The sequence below is a fragment of the Novosphingobium sp. THN1 genome (assembly GCF_003454795.1).
Classification (GTDB): Bacteria; Pseudomonadota; Alphaproteobacteria; order Sphingomonadales; family Sphingomonadaceae; genus Novosphingobium.
The window spans coordinates 783,649-807,543 of sequence record NZ_CP028348.1 but is presented as its reverse complement, the minus strand read 5'-3'; the positions used below and the strand labels follow the sequence as shown (position 1 = coordinate 807,543).

The window sequence follows — 23,895 nt, the reverse complement described above, 5'->3', positions numbered from 1 at the left end:
CATATCGAAGTTCGCGCGAAGTTGCTTGCCAAAAAAGTTATCACCTTATAACTTCCTGCGTGAAAGCCGTGATGGCGCGAATCCCAGACAGGAGACAGCGATGCTCGATGAAGCCCGCAGGAAGTATCTTTCTGACATACTCAAGCCCGCCTCGCCCCCGCGCGAGATCAGCAACCCGTTCACGGAGGAGCAGAAGCGCCTGATGCTCGACGTTGTGCACGATGAGGGGCCGTGGAAGCTGATCATCGCACAACACTTTCCCACGGTGGAATCGCTGATCGCGACGTTTGCCGGCGGCTTTCCCGAAGGCTTCACTCCCACGCTCGACATGTTCCTGACGCCGACGTTCCGGGGCTATCTCGCGAACTATTCGACCCCGCTTTACCCCGAACTGCACGACGTGTTCTACAACGAGGCGTTCCTGAACCAGGCTAAGTCATACTGGGGAGCACAGTATGCCAAGCCGCAGATGATGCTGTTCAACGTCAACGGGCCTTGCGGCAACACCGACCCCGGCCACCTCGATTCCCCGAGCTTCCGTGGCGTGAGGCACGAAAATTCACCCACCTGGCTGTGTTCGATCATGGGCCGGTCGGGCCTGTTCCAGGACTACTTGATCAAGATGGCGCAGGTCATCACCTGGTTCAGCCACGATCCTTCCAGCGGCTTTACTTACTGGCCGAACGGCCCGCTGAACAAGCCGGCGCGCGTGCAATCGCCGATCTACAACCGCGCCGTCGTCGTGCAGAACGAGATGCTGGTGCATCGCGGCGAGGCGAACGGCCCGGTCGAGCGGCGGCGGCCTGATGGCCTCGGCTTCGACAGCGTGTTCATCGGCGACGCCTCCGACCGCGATGGCTGGCTGGTCAAGACTGGCGATCGGGTGATCGAACGCTATCACACCGATGACCTGCGCTTCCTCGTCCACTGGTCGGCCGAAGTGTTCAGCGATTATGCCGAGCTCAAGAAGAATATGGACGGCAGCGACAACCTGACCCACGAACAGGCAATCGACATGCTGATCAAGGACGTCCGTTCGCGCGGGATCGAGATCGAGACGCCGAGCGATCCGCTGAACGATCCGGTGTTCATCGCCACGCTGAATGCAGCCTACGACTACGGCGGTCCTGCGGAGTATCCCGCTGAAGCGCCGGTCGATGCACCTTATGGCATGGCCGCCTGAAGCTGCTCAGGAAAACACAGGAAAGGGCCGCGATCAGGGTGATCGCGGCCCTTCTTTCTATCCTGCGAATGTCAGCGAGAAGTTTACTTCAGCTTGGCAAGATCGGCATCGATCTGCGCGAGGCGCGCGTCGGTCACATCGTCGGGTGCATAGGTCTGGATGGCCTTCAGCGTCATCGAGCGGGCCATTTCGATCTGCTCGTTGCTGGTCATGCCGGGGATGTACTTGTCGATGATCGCCTTGGCGGCAGGGTCATCCAGCAAGGTGCCGATATCAGTTTCGGCGGTGGTGTACTTGGGTTTGGCCGCAGGAGCGGTGGCTTCCGGCTTGGCCGGTTCTGCAGCGATGGCCGAGACGGGGAGCGCGGCAGCGGCCAACGCGACGATAAGGGCAGTGCGGATCATGGGCATCCTTTCAGATTACGACACTTGAATCGTTTGACCGAGTATTAATGCACACATGTGTTCGAATATCAAGGCTTACCAGGCGCTGGTGCCCCACAGGATCAGATCGACGGCCCGTTGTGCAAAGCCTTGGAGGTCCTCGTCATTCTCATGCGCCGTGCCGCGCTGCATCTGCGCTCCGCTGATCGCGGCGACCAGCAATCGGGCGACTGCATGGGCATCGCGCAAATTGCGTCGGTCCCGCGCGGCCGCTTCCTCGATATCCCGGGCGATCAGGCCGACGATGCAATCGTTTCCTCGGCGCTGCATGACTTCGGACAGCTCGGGAAAGCGTTCCTGCACCGACAACAGCAGACGCTGGAGGGCAAGAACATCCGGCCTGCCCAACCACGTGGCAATGATCGTGGCGTGGTGGCGCAGGCGCTGTTCGATATTGTCGGTAAGCGCCGCATCCTGCAGCGAGGCTTCGGCCGACCAGTCAGCAATCGACTGCTCGATCACCGCCTTGAACAGCGCCTCCTTCGAGGGGTAGCGGGCATAGAGCGTGCCTTTCGAGACCCGTGCGGTCTCGGCCACCTGCTTCATGCCGACAGCATCAAAGCCATCGGCAAGGAACATCGTGCGCGCGGTGTTGACAATGGAGCGGTCAATCGAGTTGGCCTGGTCCGCCGTCGGCCTGCCGCGCACCGGCTGGTGCGGCTGGGGCGCAGCTTTCCTGGCCGGGGAATTGCGAGTTTTCTTGGGGCTGGCGTCCATCGCGCTGCCTTGTTCCACAGGGGAAGAATGCGCGCAAGTCACCTCGCATAATCGAACTCATGTGATCAATTACTTGACTTGAAGGCTGGTTTGGTGAAGCTTGCCGGTCTGAAATCACGCAGCTGACCAAGCTGCGCCGGATCATCTGAGGACCCTGGAATGAAGCCTGCCGCGCGCGTTATCTATTCTGCCGCGACGATCGCACTTGGTTGCGCCGAAGCCAGGGCGGAACCGGAGTGGGCACAGCGGGATGCTGCCGAGGTTCGCGCGGAACGGACCTTGGCGCAGATGACGCAGGAGGAGAAGATCCAGCTCCTGCATGGCACGATGCCCCTGTTCATTCCCGCAGCCAAGCGCGCGCACGGCATGCCGGTTGGTGCAGGCGTCATCGCCGGGATAGAGCGCCTTGGTATCCCGCCCCAGTATGCAACCGATGCCAGCCTCGGCGTTTCCAATATCATGGACATGCGCAAGGGCGACGTTGCCACTGCCCTGCCCTCGGGCCTGTCACTGGCGTCGAGCTGGAACCCGGCCTTGGTCCGGGAGGGCGGACGGATGATCGGTTCGGAAGCCGTTGCCAAAGGCTTCAACGTGATGCTGGCAGGCGGCGTCAACCTCGTGCGGGACCCGCGTGCCGGGCGAAATTTCGAGTACCTCGGCGAAGACCCGCTGCTCGGCGGGGTCCTCGTCGGCGCGCAGATCGCGGGTGTCCAGTCGAACGGCATCATCGCCACGATCAAGCACTTCGCGCTCAACGACCAGGAGATCGGCCGATCCTCGGCCTCGGTCGAGATGGATGAGGCGGCCATGCGCGAGAGCGACCTGCTGGCCTTCCAGATCGGCATCGAACGCGGCAATCCCGGCTCGGTCATGTGCTCGTACAACAAGGTGGGCGGGACATATGCCTGCGAGAACCGCTTCCTGCTGACCGATGTGCTGCGCCGTGACTGGGGGTTCAAGGGATATGTCATGTCCGACTGGGGCGCGGTTCATTCCACCGAGGCCCTGCTGGCCGGGCTGGACCAGCAATCGGGCGAAATGCTTGATCGCAAGCGCTGGTTCTCGACCGAACTCAAGCCGAAGCTGGTCGATGGCAGCATCCCGATGTCAGCGGTCGACACGGCAGCAAAGCGCGTCCTCTGGGCGATCTATGCCAATGGCGTGGACAGGACCGAGATCACGGCAAAGACCATCGACTATTCCCGCAATGGCGAAGTGGCACTGCAGGCGGCGCGCGAGGGCACGGTGCTGCTGCGCAATGAAGGCGGTCTGCTGCCGCTGGCCGGTTCGGTGCGATCGATGGTGGTGATCGGCGGCAAGGCCGATCTTGGCGTCCTGTCCGGCGGCGGGTCTAGCCAGGTCGTGCCCGTGGGCGGCTTTCGCGCCGTGGAAAAGATCGAAAGCGGACCGGCCGCCACATTTGCCCGCCGCGCCTGGGGCGGAACGCCGCCGCTCGATGCGCTCCGCCGAACTTTCGGCAATGCACAGGTGACGTTCGTTGATGGCAATGATCCGACAGCAGCGGCAGCTGCGGCGAAGGCAGCAGACGTGGCCGTGGTCTTCGCCACGAAGTTCGCGACCGAGGCTGAGGATCAGCCCGACCTTTCGCTCGACGGGCAGCAGGATGCGCTGATCGCTGCGGTGGCCAGTGCCAATCCGCGCACGGTGGTGGTGCTGGAGACAGGCAATGCCGTGGCGATGCCATGGCTGGCCAAAGTGCCGGCAGTGCTCGCCGCGTGGTATCCCGGCCAGCGCGGCGGCGATGCGATTGCCGAGATCCTTTCCGGCAAGACCAACCCATCGGGCCGCCTGCCGGTGACCTTTCCGGCAAGCGTAGACCAGCTGCCCAATCCGGTCCTGCCCGGATCAGACCTGCCGCCGCCATCGAAGGACGACAAGTCCAGCTATGGCCTGCAGACCAACAGCCCGCCGTTCTCGATCACCTATCCCGAAGGTTCAGACGCTGGTTATCGCTGGTTCGACCGCAAGGGCGAGAAGCCGCTGTTCGCGTTCGGACATGGCCTGTCCTACACCACGTTTCGCTACTCGGCGCTGAAGGCCAAGGGCGGTCGCACCGTCAGCGCCAGCTTCACCGTGACCAACACGGGCACGCGCAAGGGGGCCGATGTGCCGCAGGTCTATGTGACGCTGCCCGGCAAGGCGCGGCGCCTGATCGGGTGGGACAAGCCGCTGCTCAAGCCAGGGGAAAGCCGGATCGTGACGATCGAGGCCGACCCGCGCCTGCTCGCCAGCTTCGATGCGGCCCGGCAGCGCTGGGTGCTGACGCCGGGCAAGGTGAGAATCGAGGTGGCACGCTCAGCCGGTGAGCCGGTGCTGACCGCCCGGGTTTCGCTGGCGGCGCAGACGATCAAGCCTTGATGCCAACAATAACGATTGCGGGAGAGAGTCGATGAAGGTCAATCGGCGTGAAGCCATTGCAGTGGGCATCGTCGGCACAGGCGCGGCGGCGGTCCCGCTGCGCGCATTGGCCGCAGCGCAGAAAGACAGCGTCGAATCCTTGCGCGTGTGCGGTCTCGAAAACCCGCTGGCGTTGGGCGATGCAACGCCGCGCTTTTCGTGGAAGCTGGGCGATACGGAGCGTGCCGGACAGGTAGCCTGTCGCGTCAGCGTTGCCCGCAGTCCCGAAGACCTCGCCGCTGGCCGGGACCTGATCTGGGACAGCGGGCGCGTTGCAGGCACTTCGGCGGTCGACATGGCCTATGGCGGACCGGCCCTACCCTCGCGCAGCCGCGTGTGGTGGCAGGTCGAAAGCTGGACCAAGGGCAGCCGCGTCCCGCTGCGCAGCAAGCCGGCGATGTGGGAAACCGGCCTTGCCCCGGCCGACTGGCATGCCGAATGGATCGCCAGCGAAACGCTTGTCGCCAAGGCTGACCGCGAGGCCGGGCTGCACTGGATTTCGGGCCGGACCGGCAGAACGTCGGCCAGCCCCGCGCCTTCCGCTGGACCTTTGACCATCCCGGCGGTGCAGCCGAGTTCTGCGGCACGCTGCACGAGCTGACCGGCGTGTGGATCAACGGCGAGCCCGCGCCGACCCCGCGCGATGGCCCGGCGCGCCATACCGAGATGGCCGTCTGGCCCATCATACTGAAGAAGGGCCGCAACGTCATTGCCATCGAAGGGCGGCGCGTCGGCAGTTTCGGCCAGCCACCTTGCGTGGCTGCTGCGCTTTTGCGCCATGGCGATGGGCTGAAAGAGCGCATGACTTCGGCCAGCGTCGGTTGGAAAACCCTGGTGGCAGCGCCCGCCGGGTGGCAGCTGCCTGATTTTGACGACACCGCATGGCATTCCGCCGAGCGCGCCAAGGGGAGCCTGCCCATCGGAGAGCCGTGGCCGCTGACGCCAGCCAGCCGCCTGCGTCGTGGTTTCAGCATAGACAAGCCGATCCAGGCCGCGCGGCTTCACGCCACGGCGCTGGGCATCTACCAACCGTGGATCAACGGCGCGCCGCTGGCCGACCGCAAGCTTGCGCCCGAGTTCACCGACCCTTCGAAGCGCGTGCTTTACCAGACCTACGACGTGACCGCCCTGCTCAAGCCCGGCGCCAACGTGCTGGGCATGGTCGTCGGCGATGGCTGGTACGGTTCGCGTTTCAGCACATCGGCGCGCTTTGCCTTCGGCCCTGCGCCGTGCCGCCTGCTGTGCCAGCTCGAGATCGAGCATGACGACGGTTCGCGTACAGTGATCGGCAGCGGCAAGGGCTGGGAGATTGCGGACTCCGCCCTGCTGGAGCATTCGCTCTACGATGGCGAGATCCATGATGCGCGGGCCGAACAGTCCGGCTGGGCAAGCGTTGGCGGCACGGCGGCGGGCTGGCGTCCGGCCAGCGTGATCGCCGCCCCGGCCATCCCGGTCGAACCGCAGCGCTGCCCGCCGATCCGCGTGCGACAGACCCTTCAGCCGAAGTCGGTGACGCGTCTGGGCGCCGGGCATTACGTGCTCGATTATGGCCAGAACTTTGCCGGCTTCCCCCGCCTCACCGTCACGGCACCCGCAGGCGCGCGGATCGAGATGCGCTTTGCCGAGATGCTCAAGGCCGATGGCACCGTCGATCAGGCCAACCTGCGCACCGCCAAGGCGCGGGACATCTACATCGCCGCCGGATGCGGGCGCGAGGTCTATGAGCCGCGCTTTACCTATCACGGCTATCGCTATGTCGAGATCACCGGCGTGCCGGACGATGCGGGCGCATGGAGCCTCGAAGGACTGGTGGCGCATCAGGATCTCGCCGAGACGGCGGAGCTGCGGGTCGGCGATCCGGTGATCGAGACGTTCTGGCGCAATTCGGTGTGGAGCCAGCGGGCGAACTTCTACGGGCTGCCCACCGATTGCCCGCAGCGCGACGAGCGGCTTGGCTGGATGGGCGATGCGGCGGTGTTCTGGCCTGCCGCGGCGTGGAACATGGACGTGACCGCCTTCACCGCCCGCGTGATGGAGGACGCCCGCGTCTCGCAAAGCGCGAAGGGTGCCTTCCCCGATTGCATCCCGCCGTTCGTGCCGACGATGAAACTGTCCTCACCGGGGTGGGCCGATGCCGGGGTGATCCTGCCGCACACTTCGTGGATGCGGAACGGCGATACCGGGGTGATCCGGACGAACTGGCAGGCGATGGAAGCCTACATGGCCTGGATCGAGGCGGCCAATCCCGACCATGTCTGGCGCAAGCAGCGCGGCGCGGATTATGCCGACTGGCTTTCGGTCGATGCGCCGACCGCCAATCCAGGCGCGGCGACAACGCCCAAGGACCTGCTTTCTACAGCCTATTGGGCGCAGGATGCCACGATGATGGCTGCGATGGCCTCGGCAATCGGCAACATTGAGGCTGCCGCCAGGTATCGCAGCCTGTTCGACGCGATCCGCACCGCGTTCAACGCCGCCTTCGTCGTTGATGGAAAGGTTGGCAACGGCAGCCAGACCGGCAACGTCGTGGCAATCCGCTTCGGCCTGCTCTCGCCCGAAACCATGCGCGCAGCAGGTGTGGCGTTGGCGGCAGACATTGCGCGGCGCGGCAATCACCTCTCCACCGGCTTCCTCGGCACGCCGCACATCCTCGATGCGCTGGTCATGTCCGGGCAGGAGGCAGCGGCGATCACCCTGCTCACCCAGCGCAGCTACCCGTCATGGGGCTACATGGTCGAGCAGGGCGCGACGAGCATGTGGGAGCGCTGGAACAGCGACCAGGGCGATGTCGGCATGAACAGCCGCAACCACTATGCCTTCGGCGCCATCGGCGATTTCCTGTTCCGCCGCATCGCCGGGATCGCGCCTGCCACGCCGGGCTTCGGACGGGTACGCATTGCGCCGATCATGAGCCCCGTGCTCGGCAGCGGCGGTGCGACCTATCAGAGCGTGCGCGGCACGATCCGCACGGACTGGACGGCCAGGGACGGCGCATTCCGGCTCGACGTGGAACTGCCTGCCGGGGTGGAGGGCGAGGTCATCCTGCCGGGCGGACGCAAGGCGCGCGCAGTGGCAGGACCGAACCGCTACTCCGGCAAGCTCTGACCCGGATCAGGCAAACACGGTCTCGCGGATCCAGTCGACCGTGGGCTGAGGCGAGGCCAGCCGTGCGGTGCCCAGCACCTGCGACCAGTAGCCTTCCGAGCCGTCGGCCAGGCGCCATTGGTGGAGGCGGCGGGTCAGGAGTTGCAGGTCGTATTCCTCGCTTATGCCGATCGCGCCATGGACCGCATGAGCAGAGGCAGCGATGCGTGGGGCGGCAGCGGAGGTGGTGATCTTGGCCGTCGCGGCGGTGGCGAGGGACACTGCAATCCCCTGCGAGGCGCCAAGCTGCGCGGCGATGCGGCAGGCGATCATGTCTTCGGCCATCAGCGCCAGCATCTGCTGCAACGACTGCTGGCGGCCGATCGGCTTGCCGAACTGCACGCGCTCCGACGCATAGGCAGTGGTCACGTCGCACAGGCGCGCGGCAGCCCCCGCGATCAGCGCGGCGCGCAGGACGGCAGTGATGGCGCGAAGGCCGGAAGCGGGACGCGGCAGGCGGACGCCATCGGGCTTGCCGGAAATGCGCGCGGCCAGCGCGTTCGTCACGCCGGTCGGCGTGGGCGAGAGCTGCGCCATGTCGCACAGGACAAGGTCATCGCCGCAATCGACCAGCGCGGCTTGAGCGACAAGTCCGCAGGGAACGGGCTGCGCAAGAGAGGTGACCAGCACGACGGGTCCCTCGGGCGCGGTAACACCTGCCTGCGCCAGAAGGGCGCGCGCCACCATCGTCTCGGCCACCGGCAGCGGCACGGCGCGAGCGCCCAGAGCCTCGATCAGCGGCTCGATGTCAGCGAGGCTCAGGCCTGCGCCGCCATGCTCCTCGGCCACGAGTGCATCGAGGAAGCCGGACTCGGCAATCTCGCTCCACAGCGCGTCGGGGAACCGCCGTGCTCGATGGCGCGCACGGTCGCCGGGGTCGCTGCCGCATCGAGCATGCGGACGAAGGGTTCGAGCAGTTCGTTCATGTCCATGGTGTCCTCTCCCTCACCGCAGGCCCATGCCGCGCGCGATGATTCCGCGCAGGATCTCGCGCGTGCCGCCGCGCAGGCTGAAGCTGGGCGCGATGTGCGTGACATAGAGCAGCGTGCGATACAGCTCCTCGCTCACCGCCTCGTCGGGGTGCGCGGCAAGATCGTCGCCGATCACCACTGGGAGTTCCTGTTCGAAGCCGGTGCCCCGATCCTTGACGATGCTCGCCTCGACCACCGGGCTTTCCCCTGCCACCAGTCGCGCGGTGCAGGCGATAGACATGGCGCGCAGCGTGGCGAGTTCGGCGGTAAGACGGCCGACCAGCGCCGCGCAATCGCTGCGACCCACGGACTGCAGGTGCCGGATCCACGCATCGAGCAGCACGGCGCTGGAATAGATCCGCTCCGGCCCCGAGCGTTCGAACGCCAGTTCGGCGACGACCTGCTTCCAGCCCTCGCCCTCTGCGCCGACCAGCGCATCCTCACCCAGTTCCACGTTCTCGAAGAACACCTCGGCAAAGTGCGCATCACCCGTCAGGTCGACGATGGGCCGCACGGTCACGCCGGGTGCCTTGAGGTCGATGATCAGCTGCGACAGGCCTGCTTGCCGGTCAGCCGAGGTGCCGGAAGTGCGGATCAGCGCGATCATGTAGTCCGAATGCATAGCGTTGGTGGTCCAGATCTTCTGGCCATTGACCACCCAGCCCTTCTCGGTGCGATCCGCGCGGGTGCGCACGCTGGCAAGGTCCGATCCCGAACCCGGCTCGCTCATGCCGATGCAGAACAGTTGTTCGCCGCGGCAGATTGCCGGGATGTGCTTCTGGCGCTGCGCCTCGGTGCCGAAGTTCAGGAGCAGCGGCGCGCTCTGCCGGTCGGCGATCCAGTGCGCGGCCACCGGGGCACCTGCCGTAAGCAGTTCCTCCACCACCACGAAGCGGGCGAAGGCGCCCTTGCCGTGCCCGCCGTACTTTTTGGGCAGCGTCAGGCCGAGGAAGCCCGCTTCCCCCAGCGCGCGGCTGAACTCGGCGCTGAACCCCTGCCACGAGCGCGCGCGGCGATCGAGCGGGATTGTGGCGATGTGGCGCTCGATAAAGGCGCGGACGGCGGGGCGCAGCGCCTCGTCCTCGGGCGGAAGTTGGGCAAGCGTCAGTGTATCGAACACGAAAGGGCGGCTCCTGTCCCGGGCGGCGCGCTTCGTCGCCACGTCTCGGTGCCATGGATGCGCCCACACGCCTTCTGCTTCAAATATTTAATTTTCCGATTTTGATATTAATTACATATCAGTCCGGGCCAGTAGCGAGCGCCGCCTGGACGAAGTTATGCGCCAGCACCGATGCATCCTGCGCCCGCGCGATGCCCATGGCGATGGGCACCCGCTCGGCCAGAGTCACGATGCGCACACCGGCTCCGGCGAAGCGGGCGCTGCGGGCGGGCACCAGCGCGACCCCTAGCCCTGCTTCGACAAGGCTGAGAATCGTCTGCACCTGCACCGCTTCCTGCGCGACCCGGGGGCAAAACCGGCGCGATGACAAGCGAGGCGGATCGTGGCGTGGAGCACGCTGACCGGGCTGTAGATGATGAACGCCCGGTCGGCGAGCGCGCCCAGGTCGAGCGTCTTGCGCCGCGCCAGCACGTCGCTGGCAGGCAGCACGGCCACCAGTTCGTCCTCCTCGATCACGTTGATGGCGACGGGTGCCGAATCCATTACCGGCAGGCGCACCAGCCCGATATCCAGCCTTCGCGCGGCAATCGCGCGCACGATCTCGACGCTGTTCAGCTCCTCCAGCGCCAGCTCGACCTCGGGATAGGCCTTGCGGAAGGGCGGGACGATGCGGGGCAGCAGATCACCGATGGCCGAGCCGATGAAGCCGACCGACAGCCGCCCGCGCAGACCCGCCGCGCCTTGCCGCACGGCCTCGCGCACTTTATCGGCCGCCGCCAGCGCCTCCCGCGCTGGAGCAATCGCGGCAAGGCCTGCGGTCGTCAGCCGCACGCCGCGGGGATCGCGCTCGAACAGGGTAACGCCCAACTCGTCCTCCAGCTTGCGAATGGCCACCGTCAGCGGTGGCTGCGAGATGTGCAGGCGCTCTGCCGCGCGATGGAAGTTCAGCGTCTCGGCAAGGGCGTTGAAATAGCGCAGCTGGCGGAGGTCCACGATACATACTCACTATCAGAGCCAGAAAATTCAATATTAGCCCGAAAGGGCATGGTGGCCTAGCTGTTTCGCGCAACACAGAACCGACGGAGAGCGCGCGATGTCCGATACCCCTTTCCTCCTGATCGAACGCGATGGCCCGGTGGTCATTGCCACGCTCAACCGCCCGGACACGCGCAACGCGATCTCCGAAACCGCGCACAGCGAGGAAATCGCGCAGTTCTGCGCCGACGTGACGCGTGATCCCTCGGTGCGCGCTGTTGTACTGACGGGCGCTGGCAAGGCATTCTGCGCCGGCGGCAACGTCAAGCACATGGCAGAGAAGACCGGCATGTTCGGCGGCTCGCCCTTCTCGATCCGCAACCAGTATCGCACCGGCATCCAGCTTATTCCGACGGCGCTCTATGATCTCGAAGTGCCGGTCGTGGCGGCGGTCAATGGCCCGGCCATCGGCGCGGGTCTCGATCTTGCCTGCATGACCGACATTCGGATCGCATCCGACAAGGCACTGTTTGCCGAAAGCTTCGTCAAGCTTGGCATCGTGCCGGGCGATGGCGGGGCGTGGCTGCTGCCGCGCGTAATCGGCATGGCCCGCGCCAGCCTGATGACGCTGACCGGCGATACCATCGATGCCGCCAAGGCGCTTGAGTACGGCTTGGTGAGCGAAGTCGTCGCGCCTGAGCATGTCCTGCCGCGCGCTCTGGAAGTCGCCCATGCCATCGCCGCCAATCCCGGCCACGCCACGCGCATGGCAAAGCGGCTGCTGCGCGAGGGGCAGGACATGAAGCTGGCCCCGCTGCTTGAACTCTCGGCCGCCTATCAGGCGCTGGCCCATCACACCCATGACCATCACGAGGCGGTCAGTGCCTTCCTCGAAAAGCGTACGCCGGAGTTGAAGGGCGAGTGAGCGAGCCTCAGGCTACCGGCCCGCTTGCCGGCATTACCGTCCTTGATCTTTCCCGCGTGCTGGCGGGTCCGTGGTGCTCCCAGGTCCTGGGCGATCTGGGCGCTGACGTGATCAAGGTGGAGCAACCGGGCCAGGGCGACGACACGCGCAAATGGGGCCCGCCGTTCCTTGACGATGGAAGCCGCGACGCCGCCTATTACCTCTGCGCCAACCGCAACAAGCGTTCGGTCGCGATCAATATTGCCGATCCCGCGGGCGCCGACCTGATCCGACAGTTCGCCGCACAGGCCGACGTAGTGATCGAGAACTTTCGCGTCGGCGGCCTTGCCAAGTACGGGCTCGATTATGACTCGCTGCGCGCGATCAAGCCGGACCTGATCTACCTTTCGATCACAGGCTTCGGCCAGACCGGCCCCTTGCGCAACAATGGCGGTTACGACTTCCTTGTGCAGGGGATGAGCGGATTGATGAGCGTGACCGGCCTTCCCGATGGCGAGCCGGGCGGCGGGCCGATGAAGGTCGGCATCCCGATCAGCGACCTGACGACAGGCCTTTATGCCACGATCTCGGTGCTGGCGGCGCTGAACCACCGCCATGCCACCGGCGAGGGGCAGCGCATCGACGTTGCCCTGCTCGATACCCAGGTGGCGTTGCTCGCCAATCAGGCATCGAATTGGATGAACGGCGGCATGGTGCCGCGCCGCATGGGTAACCAGCACCCGAATACCGTGCCCTATCAGGATTTTGCCTGTTCGGACGGCAGCGTGCTCGTCGCACTCGGCAATGATCGGCAGTTCCGCGCCTTCACCGCGCTGATCGGCCTGCCCGAGCTGGCTGACGACGAGCGCTTTGCCATCAGCGCGGGTCGCAGCGTCAATCGTGATGCCCTGCTTGCGCTGATGCGTCCGGCGATTGCGAAGTGGACGTCGGCAGACCTTATCGCGGCGATGGAGGCGGCCAAGCTGCCCGGCGGCAAGGTCAACGAAATCCCCGACGTGCTTGAGCACCCGCAGATTGAAGCACGCGGGCTTGTACACGCAATGGCGCGGTCTGATGGGACGCCGGTCAAGGTGCTGGGCTTCCCGGCGCAGCTTTCCGCATCGCCCGCAACATATCGTCATGCCCCACCCCGCTCTGGCGAAGATACCGCCGCCGTGCTGGGCGAAAGACTGGGCCTCGACCGGACTGAAATCGATCGCCTGGTGGCTGCGGGCGTGATTGCGGAGACATTGTAATGAAGGGCGCGAACTACATCGACGGACGCTGGCTGGATGGCGCAGTGCCGTTCACCACGCAGAACCCTTCCGACCTGGACGAGACGGTTGGCTGCTATACCAAGGTTGGCGAGGCCGAAGTGCGCGAGGCCATGGCGGCGGCGCGCCGGGCGCAGCCGGCATGGGCTGCGTTCAACATGCAGGCGCGCGTCGACATCCTCTACAGGATTGCCGAGCTGTTGAAGGCCCGAGCGCCCGAGATCGGCAAGCTGCTCAGCCGCGAAGAAGGCAAGACCTTGCCCGAAGGCATTGGCGAGGCCTTGCGCGCCGCACAGTGTTTCCAGGCTGCAGCGGGCGACGTGATCCGCGCGCAGGGCGAATGGTACAATTCCATGCGCGACGGTTTCAACGTGCTGGTCACGCGCGAGCCGCTGGGCGTGATCGCTGCGATCACGCCGTGGAATTTCCCCATCGCCCTGCCTTCATGGAAAATCGCAGGCGCGCTCGCCTATGGCAATTCGGTAGTCCTGAAGCCCAGCAGCTTCGTGCCGGGATGCGCGGTGATGCTCGCGCAGATCATCGAGGAAGCGGGCGTTCCGGCGGGCGTGTTCAATCTGGTCATGGGCGACGGCCGCGCCACCGGCAACGTGATGATCGACGAGGCCGATGGCCTGACCTTCACCGGCGGCACCGCCACGGGCCGTGCCGTGCTGACCCGCGCGGCCGAGACGATGACCAAGTGCCAGTTGGAACTTGGCGGCAAGAACGCGCTCGTCGTGCTTGATGATGCCGACCTCGATCTGGCGGTGGAGATCGCCAGCAACGGCGCATGGATCCAGACCGGGCAGCGTTGCACCGGGACCGAGCGGCTGATCGTCACGCGCGGCATCCACGATGCCTTTGTCGAGCGCATGGCCAAGGTTGCGGGCAGCTATCGCGTCGGTCACGCGCTCGATCCCGAGACCCAGATCGGTCCGGTCGCCAACGTGCAGCAGTTCAACGAGAACCTGCAGTTCGTGGTCGATGCCCAAGGTGAAGGCGCGGAACTGGCAGCGGGTGGCGGGGCCGTGGAAGGACGTACGCGCGGCCTATTCATGGCGCCGACGCTGCTGACCGGCACCAAGGCGGAATGGCGCTGCAACCAGCATGAATCGTTCGGCCCTATTGCCTCGGTTATCAAGGTAGAGGACCTCGACGAGGCGATCCACGCTGCCAATGCCTGCGAATACAAGCTGTCGTCCGGCATCGCGACCAGCAGCCTGAAAAGCGCCGAGCGCTTCCGCAAGGCGTCGCAGGCCGGCATGGTCATGGTCAACGCGCCGACGGCCGGGCTTGAATACCACGTGCCGCTCGGCGGACGTTCACCCTCGGGCTACGGCGCGCGCGAGACTGGATCGACTGCCGCAGAATTCTTTACCGAGAGCAAGACCAGCTACATCAATCACGGCGCGATCTGAACGCCGAGGGAGAGCATATCATGACGACTGTCGCCTATATCGGCCTTGGCGCGATGGGCCTGCCGCTGGCCAGGCATCTTGCGCGCAAGGGTTTTGACGTCATCGCCTATGACATCGACCTGGCCCGTGCCGACGAGATCGTGGCATTGGGCGGTCGCAAGGCCGCATCGGTGGCCGAAGCCGCGCAGGACGTGGAAGTGGTGATCACCTGCCTTCCCGCCACCCCGCATGTCGAAGCCGTGGTGCTCGGCACAGACGGCGCACTGGCGCAGATGAAGCCGGGCACGCTGCTGCTCGACATGTCAACCATCGACGCCAACGGCACCGACCGCGTCGCCAAGGCTTGTGCCGAGAAGAGCGTGGCCTTCGTCGACAGTCCTATCGGTCGCCTGGTGCTTCATGCCGAGCGCGGGGAGTCGCTGTTCATGGTCGGCGCGAGCGACGAGGACTTCTCCCGCGTGGAGCCGCTGCTCAATGCCATGGGCAAGGACATCATGCGCTGCGGCGGCCAGGGCATGGGCAGCCGGATGAAGCTGGTGAACAACTTCCTGCTGCTGACCATTGCCGAAGTCAGCGCCGAGGCCGTCGCGCTCGGCACCCGCCTCGGCCTTGATATCGATACGATCCTGAAGGTTACCGGGAGGACGACGGCGCAGAACGGCCAGTTGCACACGCTGATGGTCAACAAGGTGCTTAAGGGCGATACCACGCCCGGCTTCACCATCGATCTCGCGTTCAAGGACATGACCCTGGCCATGACTGCTGCGGCGGAATACCGCATGGGCCTGCCGGTAGGCGCGGCAGCACATGCGGTCTATGGCGGGGCGCGTGCCGTGCCCGAATTTGCGCAGAAGGATTACTCGGCCCTGCTCGAATGGGCCTGCCGTAATGCTGCGGTAGAAACGCCGCGCACCGACTGATGGCTGATCATGGCAGGGGTGCAGGGCCAAGGTCCACCATGCCTGCCATCGCCAGCGCAGCAACGATGACCGGGATCGTCAGCGCCGAAAGGCCGACGGTCCAGACGATGATCGCAGCGCCAATCCGGCGCGCCGCGCGGTCCCCGGCCACGATGAACACCGAGGATGCCGCAGGTACGCCCGCCATGATCAGCGCCGTGGCAGTCCACATGCGGTCCATCGGCGGTAGGATGGCAAGAAGACAAAGCGCAACGAGTGGGCTAAGTACCAGCTTCCCGGCCACCCCGCGCCGCCTCAGTCGACCGCAATCTGGCGGGCAAGGTCTGGCATGATCGGTGGGATCTGTTCCTGCAAGAACTTCACGCGGCCGCCGATGATCTGCTCGCTCATTTCGGGCTGGCTGTGGACCCAGAACCTGTTCTCGGCCATCTGTTCGAGGAACAGGCGGCAACCCTCGTCAAGGTCCATGCCATAATCGCGCATCATCTCGAACATCGCGCGGCGGTGGGCGGCGGCATTGTCGGGCTCGCCGGCTCCGGCCTCGGCGTTGAAGATGTTGGTGCGCAACATGCCCGGTACGATCGCCGAGACATGGATTGGCAGGTTCTTCAGTTCCATCTCAAGATAAAGACATTCGCTGAATGCCTGCACTGCGTGCTTGGTAACGGTATATGCAGTTTGTCCCGGCATCTGGCCGAACGCGCCGACCGAGGAGAGGTTTCCGATCCAGGCTTCCTTGCCGCTGGCGATGATGCGCGGCACAAAGGCGCGCACGCCGTGGATCACGCCATGGACGTTGATGTTGAGCGTGGCTTCCCACCGCGCAGCCGGCACTTCCCAAGTATAGCCGACTGTTTCGATCCCGGCATTGTTGATCAGCAGGCGCACTTCGCCATGCCGATCAAACACGAGTTCGGCCAAGCGTTCGAGTTCTTCCGGGATCGAGACATCGACCTTCTCGGCCTCGGCCTTGCCTCCGGCGGCTTCAATCGCCGCAACGGTGTCTGCCGCTGCCGCCTCGTTGATGTCTGTCACCACCACGATCATGCCGAGCGCGCCTGCACGACGGGCAAGACCTGCGCCGATGCCCGAACCCGCTCCGGTTACGACGGCAACGCCGCCGGCGAATACGTCCTTGTCTAGTGCCACCTGGTTTTGCTCCTGCTTCGCAATCAGTGGGCCAGCATCTGCACGTTTTCGCACAGCGCGCCTTCGGGATCGGTAGAGAAGACCACACGCACGCCGTGATCGGTTTCCTCGCGGATCGGGCCGATCAGCTTGCCGCCGTTGGCGGTGATCTTGGCAACCAGTGCGTCGAGGTCCTCTACGACGAAGCCGAGGATCACCTGCTGGTCACGCGGGGCATTGCGCCCGGTGAAGTTGAACATGACCAGCGAGCCCTTGGTCCAGTCGCCACCGGGGGCGAGGATCACTTCGCGGAAAGGTTCGCCATCGCTGCTGCCAGCCACACGCTGGACAATGCCGTAGCCGTAGACCGATGCGTAGTAGGCGGCCATCGCCTCTTCATCGCGGCAGATCAGCTTGGTGAAACCGGACAGTGCAGTCATCTTGTTGATCTCCCTTCCATCGTGCCGGAGTTATGCCCGGCGCTGAGTGCTTGTCTTAGGCCACATTTCGCAAGGAAAGTGAATCAGCACTCACTATCATTGATTATCGTAGCGTCTTCGCGCATATGCTACGCAATGACAAGCCGAAAGGCGCTTGAGGAGAGATTGGCCGAGGCATGAAAGGCGTGGGCGATGCAGATCTTCGTCACGAGGTCCATCAGGGCCGCGTCGTGCGGTGCTTCGCTGATCGTCCGCGCAGCCTTGCTGAATGCCTTGCCGCAGCCGTGGCCTGCACGCCCGATGCCGAAGCCGTGGTCGACGGGCAGCGACGCCTGAGTTATGCTGGCCTGAATGAGGCGGTCCATACTCTTGCAGCAGCCCTCGCCTCACAAGGTCTAGCCCGCGGGGATCGCGTGGCGATCCTGCTCGCCAATCGGCTCGAATATCAGGTAATCGTCCTCGCTTGCGCCCTCGGTGGATGGATCGCAGTTCCTCTTAATATACGCCACACCCCGTCTGAAATTGCCCAAGCGCTCATTGCTTGCGGCGCTGCGGCGCTGTTTCACGAAGCTGACGCACTGCTTCCCGACCTCCCGGCCGCAGTGAAGCTCCGCTTTGCCGTGGCCGACGACGTCGCCCTTCCTTCTGCCCCGCCACGCGCATTCGCTCCCGTGGACGAGGACGATCCTGCCGTCATTCTCTTCACCTCCGGCACGACCGGCAGACCAAAAGGTGCGGTGTTGACGCACTGCAATCTCGTTCATTCGGTCCTGCACTACCGGCATCATTACTCTTTGCGCGAAGGTGAGCGTTGCTTGCTGGCCGTCCCGGCAAGCCACGTCACCGGCCTCGTCGCGCTGCTTGGTGTCAGCGTGGCTATGGCCGGTTGCCTGATCATCATGCGCGAATTCAAGGCCGCAAGGTTCCTTGAAGTCGCCGTGCGTGAAGGCATGACCTACACGCTGATCGTCCCGGCAATGATCGCGCTGCTGCTGATGGACCCGCACTTTGATGGTCGGGCCCTGCACAAGTGGCGGATTTGCGGGTTCGGCGGAGCGCCCATGCCCGTTTCTACGATTGCCCAGCTTAATGCCGCTTTGCCTGGCCTTGCCCTGCACAACACTTACGGAGCGACCGAGACAACGTCGCCCGCGGTGATCATGCCCGCGACCGAGGCCGCTGGGCGCTCGGGTCAACTCGGCCTGCCCGTCGCCTGTTGCGACCTGTTGGTCATGGACGCGCAAGGCCACGAACTGGCACCGGGCGAACAGGGCGAGATCTGGATGGCAGGCCCAATGGTCAGTCCAGGCTACTGGAATGATCCAGATGCAACCGCTGCCGAGTTCGTCCACGGCTTCTGGAAATCCGGAGATGTCGGCTCACGCGATGCGCAAGGCTACGTCGCGTTGCACGACCGGCTCAAGGACATGATCAATCGCGGCGGGTTCAAGGTCTGGTCGGTCGAGGTGGAGAACGCGCTCTGCTCTCATCCCGCCGTCATTGAGGCTGCCGTTGTTGGCAAGCCTTGCCCGGTACTGGGGGAACGTGTCGTCGGCTTTGTCAATCTGCGCCAGGCGGTGACGGCGGACGAACTTCGCCAGCACCTCGCTCCACTGCTGTCTGACTACAAGGTGCCCGATGAACTCCACGTCGCAGCTGCACCTCTCCCACGCAACGCCAACGGCAAGCTGCTGAAGCGCGACCTACGCGAACGGCTCGCTGCTAGCTGATCGAACACACATAAAGGAACAACCCGAATGCGTAGCTACAAGGTCGAAAACGGGGTCGTGGATCTGGGCCGGATCAAGCTCGACGTACCTGACACGATCAGCGAGGAGGCCAAGGCCTATCTGCGCTTCGATCCCAATCAGGAGATGCCCGAGGACGCGCCCCGGTGCCGATGTGGCTGATGCGCGAACCGCTGGCGCCGATGTTCGAATGGCTGAACCAGCAGGCGCTTGAAGCCTATCCCTGCGCCATAGAAGAAACCGCGATCGACGGCGTGCGGTGCCACCGCATCACGCCCGAGGGCGGCGCGCGCCATACGGACAAGCTGCTTATCAACCTGCACGGTGGTGGTTTCGTCATGGGTTCTGGCTCACTGGTGGAAGCCATCCCGATTGCCGCCGAAACCGGGTGCGAGGTAATCGCTGTCGATTACCGCCTTGCCCCGGAGCACCCCTTCCCCGCAGCAGTCGACGACATTCTCGCGGTCTATCGCGATGCCCTGAAGACCCACGCCGCCGAGGACGTGGTCCTGTTCGGCACTTCTGCCGGTGGCTTCCTTACGGCCATGGCGATCATGCGCTTCAAGAAGGAGGGTTTGCCCCTTCCTGCCGCGTGCGGCGTGTTCACGGCGGGCGGAGATGTGACGCAGCTGGGCGATACCTTCAACTACCTGACGCTTTCTGGCTTCTACGGCCACCTCGGCGCCAAGCTCGACAATCCGCAGTGCGAACGCGGAGTATTCGTTGGAGATGCGGACCGCAACGATCCGTTGCTCGCCCCGATCAAGGGCGACCTGTCGGACTTTCCGCCGACGCTGCTTGTCACCGGCACGCGCGATGCGGTGCTGAGTTCTGCGGCGATGTTCCACCGCGCCCTTCGCAAGGCTGGACGCGATGCCGACCTTCACGTGTTCGAAGCTATGCCCCATGGCTTCTGGTTCAGCGTGGCCCTGCCGGAATCGCGCGAGGCGATCGACCTCATGGCCCGCTTCTTCGAACGCCACCTCGGAATCGGCGCAGCGTAATCGGCGCTGCGCCTGCGGGAACCGCGACTTACAGGAAGAAGTCGCGGTTCTCTGCGCCCATCAGCACGCTGGCATAGTTGCGCGCGAAGCCGACCGGGTTGTTGGCAACGTGCGCGCGCGACATGCGCACGTCGTGCCACAGGTCCTGAAAATCGCTGCCGAGATAGACCGAGCGGCCACCAGCGACATCCATCAGCAGGTCCATCGCCTCGATGCAGCGATCGGCCACGAGGCTGGCCTGATAGCGATAGCGGACGCGGTCCTCGATGCTCGGCTTCCAGCTGGCCTTCTCCATCGCCTCGAAGTTGCTGACCATGATCGCCAGGCATTCCTCGGCGAGGTTCGATGCACGCGCGATGCGTTCCAGCACGTCCGGGTCCGCTGCCGACTTGGTCATGTCGGTGGAGTTGAGGCCGACGCGGTCCCTGAACAGCGCGATAGCGTGGCGCACCGCACCAATCGCGCTCGTATTGACCACGCGGATGAAGACCTGCGCCCACGGAAGGTCATAGACGCCGCTGCCTTGGTGGTGGACACCATGGAAGCCGTCCATCTGCTTGTGGGTACGGCGCTCGGGCACGAACACCGGCGTGTCGATCACGATATCGTTCGATCCGGTGCCCTGAAGGCCCATGGTGTGCCAGGTGTCGTCGATGCGGTAATCGCCTGCAGGCACGAGGAATGTGCGATGGCCTTCCTCGGCCACCATCCCGCCCAGCAGTACCCAGTTGCAGTGGAGGCATCCGCTCGACCAGCCCCAGCGCCCGGAGAGAAGGAAGCCTCCCTCGGTGCGCTCAACCTTCGCGCCCACGGGATTGTAGGAACTCGAAATCATCGCATCTGGGCCATCGGCAAAGACCTCGGCCTGCGTTTCGGCGTCCATCATCGCGATCTGATAGTTGTGAACCGCAACGATCCCCAGCGCCCAGGCCGTGCTCATGTCCCGCTCGGCAATGGCGATCTGGTCGAGGAAGAAGTCCTGCGGGGTTCCTGCAAGCCCGCCGTGGCTGACCGGAGTGAAGTGCCGGAAGAAGCCATCCGCGCGCAGCGCTTCCACCACCTTGTCCGAAATGCGCCGCGCCTTGCGCCCTTCTGCGGCATGAGCCGCAACAAGATCGAGCGTGCCTGCTGAGATCGACATTCAATGCCCCTTGAAATTCTTTGCTTCGCGCAACCCCATGCGTAGCGCAAAGATTCTTATGATACGCATTTGACGGCTTGCAAAGAGTTTAGGCGAAACTTTGCCGCAAAATCACCGCTAAAACCGATCATTTGCCCCAAAGTGCATCGCGCAAGCATTGTACGCACCGACACGAAGCAGGGGCCACCTTGCGAGCGGCCCCTGCAAATTTCGCCAAGTAAGATAAGGAATTACCAGTTGAACTTCAGCGTAGCGCCGAATTCACGCGGATTGGTCATGTTGACCTGACGGTAGCCGGAATTGAACGTGCCGGCGATAAGTGAGTCGACTGTTCCGAGACCAAGGCCGCGCACGGTGATGCGACGTTGATCGAGCAAATTGCGGGCAAATACGTCGAGTTCCCACTTGCCATCGTTTGTGCGCACGCCGACGAACATGTTCAGTAGTTCTCGTGACTGGTACGTAAACTGGGCTCGCTCCGAGTCAAAGCCCGGCCGGTAAGTAAACAGCGCGCGCACGAACGGTGTGAAGCTGTCCATTGGCAGCCGCAATTCGGTGTTGGCAGTCAGGCTGAAGTCGGGAACCTCGGCAAGACGCCCCTTGGCGATGCAATAGCTGACATTGCCATTGCCCGTGACCTTGGGTGTGCCGTTTTGATTGGGCACCCCGGTCCCGGCAAAGTCGGTGCAAGGCACACGGGCGTTGTCGAAGCGCGCCTTGGTGTAGGCGGCCGAAACGCCAAGATCCCAATTGTCGGATACGCGGCCGTCGAACGAGGCCTCAACGCCCTTGATCGTGGCATCAGCGTTATAGTTGAAGTCGAAAAATCCGGTCTGCGGCTGGTTGGCAGGCGCGTTATAATAGATCCCGGAGAAGCGTGACAGGAAGTTGTCGATCTTCTGGTAGTAGCCCGAAATCGCATAGTTTACCCGGCGATCGAATATGGTGCCCTTGATGCCCGCTTCGAATGAATCGCTCTTTTCCGGGTTGGTGCGGATGAGGTCATTCGAGAGGCCATTCGGCAGAGCAACGCCCGTGCTGCCCGCCCGGAAAGAATGGCCGTAGGCAGCAAACACATTGAGGTCAGGCATGATCGCGTAGGAAATGTTTACGCCACCGGTGATCGGCTTGTTGGTGTTGCGCTGCAGGTTGACGGGGACAATCTCGCGCGGACCATCCTGAACGGCGCCAGTCAGGGTAAGCTGCGTCGTCTGTACGTTTTTGAGGATGGAGTAACGCACGCCGCCCTCAATCGAGAGCGGTCCTGAGCGATAGCGCAGGTTGGCATTGAAAGACCACGTCTGGCTGTACACAGGTACGTTTACGCGGGTTGCGATGCCAAGCGTGTTTGGCAGCGGGAACGGCGTAAAGCCTGGAACATTCGGCAGGCCGATCGCTGCGAATGGCAGGTTGACCAGCGCATTCGGGTTGACCGCATACCAGAACTGCGAAGCGTCCTGGTTTACGACAGTCGTCCCGGTCTGCTTGGTATAGAACGCGCCCAGACCCCAGCCCAGACCCTCGGTGTTGTTCGAGCTGAGGCGAAGTTCACCGGTCGCCACCTTGTACGGCACATCAACGTTCGAATACTGGACAAAGCCCGGCAGGGCATTGGTGACGTCCAGATCGCGCTCGGTCTTGATGTTGCTCGACTGGTAGGCCCCGACAAACGACGCAGTGGCCGCGCCGAGATCATATTCGAGGTTGAGGTTGACCAGATGCGACTTGTTGACGCTGCGGAAGCGGCCGTCCTGCACCGAGGCGTAGTCATCAGTAGTAAGCGCCGGCCCTGAACGGATTGTCGTGTCTGGAATGAATACGCCCGCAAGAGGGGCGGGAACGTTGCCAACTCCTGGAACCGGGATGTTGAAGTACTGGCTATATGGGGCGTTTCCGGAACCGATGACCTGCTGGAACTGACGGTTGTCGGCTTCGAGATACTGGTACGTCAGGTAGCCCGTAAAACTGTCGGTCGGCTTCCAGCCCAATGTGATTCGTCCGCTCTCGGTGCGGCTCTGTGAGCGCTGGCCAGTCTGAATGTTGGTCACGTTGTTTAGTCGATTGCCATCGACCAGTGCGGCGACTCGAATGGCAAACTTTTCCGAGAAGGGCAGCGACGCACCCATCTGCGCGTTATAGCCGTCGCGGGTGGTGCCGGTTAGCTCGGCGTAGCCTTCCGGCTTGGTGAAGTTCGGGCGGCGTGTGGCGATGGTAATTGCACCAGCCGGGGCAGAAAGACCACGCAGCAGGCCCTGTGGCCCGCGCAGTACTTCGATCTGCTTGATATCGTAGATCGCAGTGTAGACGGTCTGGGCGTCACTAGGAATTTCGTTGTAATAGACTTGGACGGCTGGCCCAGTCCCCTGATCGGGATCGAAAGTGATGCCCCGCAAAGTGGTCGTATTGTTGCGGCCTGTCGTGTTGGTCAGTTCAAGGCCGGGGGCGAGTTGTGCCACATCCTTGACGTCGAAGATCTTGAACTTTTCGAGTTGCTCGCCTGTTGCGACGTTTACCGTCATCGCCACATCCTGCAGCTTCTGCGACTGGCGGGTGGCGGTAACGATGATTTCGTTGCTCAGGGCTTCCTCTACCGCCTGTGGTGGGGCTTCTGCAGGTTCTGAGGCCATCGCGGCAGCCGGCACGGTCATCGCTGGCATGCTTGCTCCAAGCAGCAGCATGAATTTAAGGTTGTCAATCTTCATATTTCCTCCCCTCAACGGCCGAAGCAGCAAGTTCGACTCGCCACAGTTCGTGCCCGGTGTTGCGCCGATTGCTCGGCTTGATTTCGGCGCGGATCGCGTAAAGCGGCTTCAATGGAGGGAGCGCGCAAAGCGGGATTTTGCCGGCAATGGTGCCGTGCCCGCATCTGCAAACAGAACCGCTCTCCCTCGGTCGCCGCGATACGAACACGCCGAAGTTAGTTTTAACTAACAAGTTGACAAGGGTG

General features: G+C 63.9%; 22 protein-coding genes and 1 pseudogene. 11 read left to right on the top strand and 12 right to left on the bottom strand.

The window, feature by feature from the left end:
• Positions 1–100 precede the first annotated feature (100 nt).
• Entirely contained in the window at positions 101–1,183 is a 1,083-nt protein-coding gene (locus tag C7W88_RS20665) for a hypothetical protein (protein WP_118075368.1), read from the top strand.
• An 83-nt stretch (positions 1,184–1,266) separates the two neighbouring features.
• Here the strand turns inward: C7W88_RS20665 and C7W88_RS20660 are convergent, their stop codons facing one another.
• Together C7W88_RS20660 and C7W88_RS20655 are read right to left on the bottom strand one after the other, a co-directional pair.
• Positions 1,267–1,587: a hypothetical protein gene (locus C7W88_RS20660; RefSeq protein WP_240344990.1), complete on the bottom strand. Its 321-nt coding sequence runs from the start codon at positions 1,585–1,587 to the stop codon at positions 1,267–1,269.
• Between the two features lie 75 nt (positions 1,588–1,662).
• Positions 1,663–2,343, bottom strand: a complete 681-nt coding sequence (locus C7W88_RS20655; protein WP_118075366.1) for a TetR/AcrR family transcriptional regulator — start codon at positions 2,341–2,343, stop codon at positions 1,663–1,665.
• A 159-nt stretch (positions 2,344–2,502) separates the two neighbouring features.
• On the opposite strand from C7W88_RS20655, the gene C7W88_RS20650 reads away from it, so the two are divergent.
• The 3 genes from C7W88_RS20650 to C7W88_RS20640 are packed head-to-tail and all read left to right on the top strand — an operon-like array spanning position 2,503 to position 7,866.
• Positions 2,503–4,722, top strand: coding sequence for a glycoside hydrolase family 3 C-terminal domain-containing protein (locus C7W88_RS20650; RefSeq protein WP_118075365.1), 2,220 nt, complete (start codon positions 2,503–2,505; stop codon positions 4,720–4,722).
• A 31-nt stretch (positions 4,723–4,753) separates the two neighbouring features.
• Entirely contained in the window at positions 4,754–5,362 is a 609-nt protein-coding gene (locus C7W88_RS20645; protein ID WP_118075364.1) for a hypothetical protein, read from the top strand.
• A gap of 5 nt (positions 5,363–5,367) precedes the next feature.
• On the top strand, positions 5,368–7,866 hold the full coding sequence (locus tag C7W88_RS20640; RefSeq protein WP_118075363.1) for an alpha-L-rhamnosidase: 2,499 nt from the start codon (positions 5,368–5,370) through the stop codon (positions 7,864–7,866).
• Between the two features lie 6 nt (positions 7,867–7,872).
• Here the strand turns inward: C7W88_RS20640 and C7W88_RS20635 are convergent, their stop codons facing one another.
• The 4 genes and pseudogenes from C7W88_RS20635 to C7W88_RS20625 all read right to left on the bottom strand — a co-directional run bounded on the left by C7W88_RS20635 (position 7,873) and on the right by C7W88_RS20625 (position 10,989).
• Positions 7,873–8,724: an acyl-CoA dehydrogenase family protein gene (locus tag C7W88_RS20635; RefSeq protein WP_240345143.1), complete on the bottom strand. Its 852-nt coding sequence runs from the start codon at positions 8,722–8,724 to the stop codon at positions 7,873–7,875.
• On the bottom strand, positions 8,664–8,837 hold the full coding sequence (locus tag C7W88_RS24125; RefSeq protein ID WP_240344989.1) for a hypothetical protein: 174 nt from the start codon (positions 8,835–8,837) through the stop codon (positions 8,664–8,666). Before C7W88_RS24125 ends, C7W88_RS20635 begins: the two co-directional genes overlap by 61 nt.
• A gap of 13 nt (positions 8,838–8,850) precedes the next feature.
• Positions 8,851–9,996, bottom strand: coding sequence for an acyl-CoA dehydrogenase family protein (locus C7W88_RS20630; protein WP_118075362.1), 1,146 nt, complete (start codon positions 9,994–9,996; stop codon positions 8,851–8,853).
• Between the two features lie 118 nt (positions 9,997–10,114).
• Positions 10,115–10,989, bottom strand: a pseudogene (locus tag C7W88_RS20625) (LysR substrate-binding domain-containing protein).
• 100 nt (positions 10,990–11,089) lie between these two features.
• On the opposite strand from C7W88_RS20625, the gene C7W88_RS20620 reads away from it, so the two are divergent.
• The 4 genes from C7W88_RS20620 to C7W88_RS20605 are packed head-to-tail and all read left to right on the top strand — an operon-like array spanning position 11,090 to position 15,487.
• Entirely contained in the window at positions 11,090–11,896 is an 807-nt protein-coding gene (locus C7W88_RS20620; RefSeq protein WP_118075361.1) for a crotonase/enoyl-CoA hydratase family protein, read from the top strand.
• Positions 11,893–13,131, top strand: a complete 1,239-nt coding sequence (locus C7W88_RS20615; RefSeq protein WP_240344988.1) for a CaiB/BaiF CoA-transferase family protein — start codon at positions 11,893–11,895, stop codon at positions 13,129–13,131. Before C7W88_RS20620 ends, C7W88_RS20615 begins: the two co-directional genes overlap by 4 nt.
• On the top strand, positions 13,131–14,567 hold the full coding sequence (locus C7W88_RS20610) for an aldehyde dehydrogenase family protein (protein WP_118075360.1): 1,437 nt from the start codon (positions 13,131–13,133) through the stop codon (positions 14,565–14,567). Before C7W88_RS20615 ends, C7W88_RS20610 begins: the two co-directional genes overlap by 1 nt.
• A gap of 20 nt (positions 14,568–14,587) precedes the next feature.
• Positions 14,588–15,487 carry an NAD(P)-dependent oxidoreductase gene (locus C7W88_RS20605; RefSeq protein WP_118075359.1) on the top strand — a complete coding sequence of 300 codons (900 nt, stop codon included), beginning with the start codon at positions 14,588–14,590 and terminating at the stop codon, positions 15,485–15,487.
• 7 nt (positions 15,488–15,494) lie between these two features.
• On the opposite strand, the gene C7W88_RS20600 is transcribed toward C7W88_RS20605, so the two are convergent.
• The 3 genes from C7W88_RS20600 to C7W88_RS20590 form a co-directional block, all read right to left on the bottom strand.
• Positions 15,495–15,707, bottom strand: coding sequence for a hypothetical protein (locus C7W88_RS20600; RefSeq protein WP_118075358.1), 213 nt, complete (start codon positions 15,705–15,707; stop codon positions 15,495–15,497).
• Positions 15,708–15,781: 74 nt separating this feature from the next.
• A complete protein-coding gene (locus C7W88_RS20595) occupies positions 15,782–16,636 on the bottom strand; it encodes an SDR family NAD(P)-dependent oxidoreductase (protein ID WP_240344987.1) in 855 nt (284 codons plus the stop codon).
• Positions 16,637–16,659: 23 nt separating this feature from the next.
• Positions 16,660–17,055 carry a VOC family protein gene (locus C7W88_RS20590; RefSeq protein ID WP_118075357.1) on the bottom strand — a complete coding sequence of 132 codons (396 nt, stop codon included), beginning with the start codon at positions 17,053–17,055 and terminating at the stop codon, positions 16,660–16,662.
• Between the two features lie 176 nt (positions 17,056–17,231).
• On the opposite strand from C7W88_RS20590, the gene C7W88_RS20585 reads away from it, so the two are divergent.
• The 3 genes from C7W88_RS20585 to C7W88_RS20580 are packed head-to-tail and all read left to right on the top strand — an operon-like array spanning position 17,232 to position 19,807.
• Entirely contained in the window at positions 17,232–18,785 is a 1,554-nt protein-coding gene (locus C7W88_RS20585; protein ID WP_118075356.1) for a class I adenylate-forming enzyme family protein, read from the top strand.
• Between the two features lie 27 nt (positions 18,786–18,812).
• A complete protein-coding gene (locus C7W88_RS23010; protein WP_162896282.1) occupies positions 18,813–18,965 on the top strand; it encodes a hypothetical protein in 153 nt (50 codons plus the stop codon).
• A complete protein-coding gene (locus C7W88_RS20580; RefSeq protein ID WP_118075355.1) occupies positions 18,956–19,807 on the top strand; it encodes an alpha/beta hydrolase in 852 nt (283 codons plus the stop codon). The genes C7W88_RS23010 and C7W88_RS20580 overlap by 10 nt, the downstream gene beginning before the upstream one ends.
• Positions 19,808–19,835: 28 nt before the next feature.
• Here the strand turns inward: C7W88_RS20580 and C7W88_RS20575 are convergent, their stop codons facing one another.
• From C7W88_RS20575 to C7W88_RS24490, 3 genes are all read right to left on the bottom strand, one after another.
• The gene (locus C7W88_RS20575; RefSeq protein ID WP_118075354.1) at positions 19,836–20,948 is read right to left on the bottom strand and encodes a flavin-dependent monooxygenase; all 1,113 of its coding nucleotides are present in this window, start codon (positions 20,946–20,948) and stop codon (positions 19,836–19,838) included.
• A 230-nt stretch (positions 20,949–21,178) separates the two neighbouring features.
• The gene (locus C7W88_RS20570) at positions 21,179–23,650 is read right to left on the bottom strand and encodes a TonB-dependent receptor (RefSeq protein WP_118075353.1); all 2,472 of its coding nucleotides are present in this window, start codon (positions 23,648–23,650) and stop codon (positions 21,179–21,181) included.
• Positions 23,640–23,762 (bottom strand): hypothetical protein, encoded by a 123-nt coding sequence (locus tag C7W88_RS24490; RefSeq protein WP_255418814.1) that lies wholly within the window; start codon positions 23,760–23,762, stop codon positions 23,640–23,642. The genes C7W88_RS20570 and C7W88_RS24490 overlap by 11 nt, the downstream gene beginning before the upstream one ends.
• Between the last annotated feature and the right edge of the window lie 133 nt (positions 23,763–23,895).

Coding starts and splice junctions, on each gene's coding strand:
- C7W88_RS20620 (WP_118075361.1), top strand. CDS start 11,090: ATGTCCGATACCCCTTTCCTCCTGATCGAACGCGATGGCCCGGTGGTC.
- C7W88_RS20650 (WP_118075365.1), top strand. CDS start 2,503: ATGAAGCCTGCCGCGCGCGTTATCTATTCTGCCGCGACGATCGCACTT.
- C7W88_RS20575 (WP_118075354.1), bottom strand. CDS start 20,948: ATGTCGATCTCAGCAGGCACGCTCGATCTTGTTGCGGCTCATGCCGCA.
- C7W88_RS24125 (WP_240344989.1), bottom strand. CDS start 8,837: ATGGACATGAACGAACTGCTCGAACCCTTCGTCCGCATGCTCGATGCG.
- C7W88_RS20585 (WP_118075356.1), top strand. CDS start 17,232: ATGAAAGGCGTGGGCGATGCAGATCTTCGTCACGAGGTCCATCAGGGC.
- C7W88_RS20660 (WP_240344990.1), bottom strand. CDS start 1,587: ATGATCCGCACTGCCCTTATCGTCGCGTTGGCCGCTGCCGCGCTCCCC.
- C7W88_RS20655 (WP_118075366.1), bottom strand. CDS start 2,343: ATGGACGCCAGCCCCAAGAAAACTCGCAATTCCCCGGCCAGGAAAGCT.
- C7W88_RS20610 (WP_118075360.1), top strand. CDS start 13,131: ATGAAGGGCGCGAACTACATCGACGGACGCTGGCTGGATGGCGCAGTG.
- C7W88_RS23010 (WP_162896282.1), top strand. CDS start 18,813: ATGCGTAGCTACAAGGTCGAAAACGGGGTCGTGGATCTGGGCCGGATC.
- C7W88_RS20600 (WP_118075358.1), bottom strand. CDS start 15,707: ATGGACCGCATGTGGACTGCCACGGCGCTGATCATGGCGGGCGTACCT.
- C7W88_RS20570 (WP_118075353.1), bottom strand. CDS start 23,650: ATGAAGATTGACAACCTTAAATTCATGCTGCTGCTTGGAGCAAGCATG.
- C7W88_RS20580 (WP_118075355.1), top strand. CDS start 18,956: ATGTGGCTGATGCGCGAACCGCTGGCGCCGATGTTCGAATGGCTGAAC.
- C7W88_RS20665 (WP_118075368.1), top strand. CDS start 101: ATGCTCGATGAAGCCCGCAGGAAGTATCTTTCTGACATACTCAAGCCC.
- C7W88_RS20645 (WP_118075364.1), top strand. CDS start 4,754: ATGAAGGTCAATCGGCGTGAAGCCATTGCAGTGGGCATCGTCGGCACA.
- C7W88_RS20605 (WP_118075359.1), top strand. CDS start 14,588: ATGACGACTGTCGCCTATATCGGCCTTGGCGCGATGGGCCTGCCGCTG.
- C7W88_RS20590 (WP_118075357.1), bottom strand. CDS start 17,055: ATGACTGCACTGTCCGGTTTCACCAAGCTGATCTGCCGCGATGAAGAG.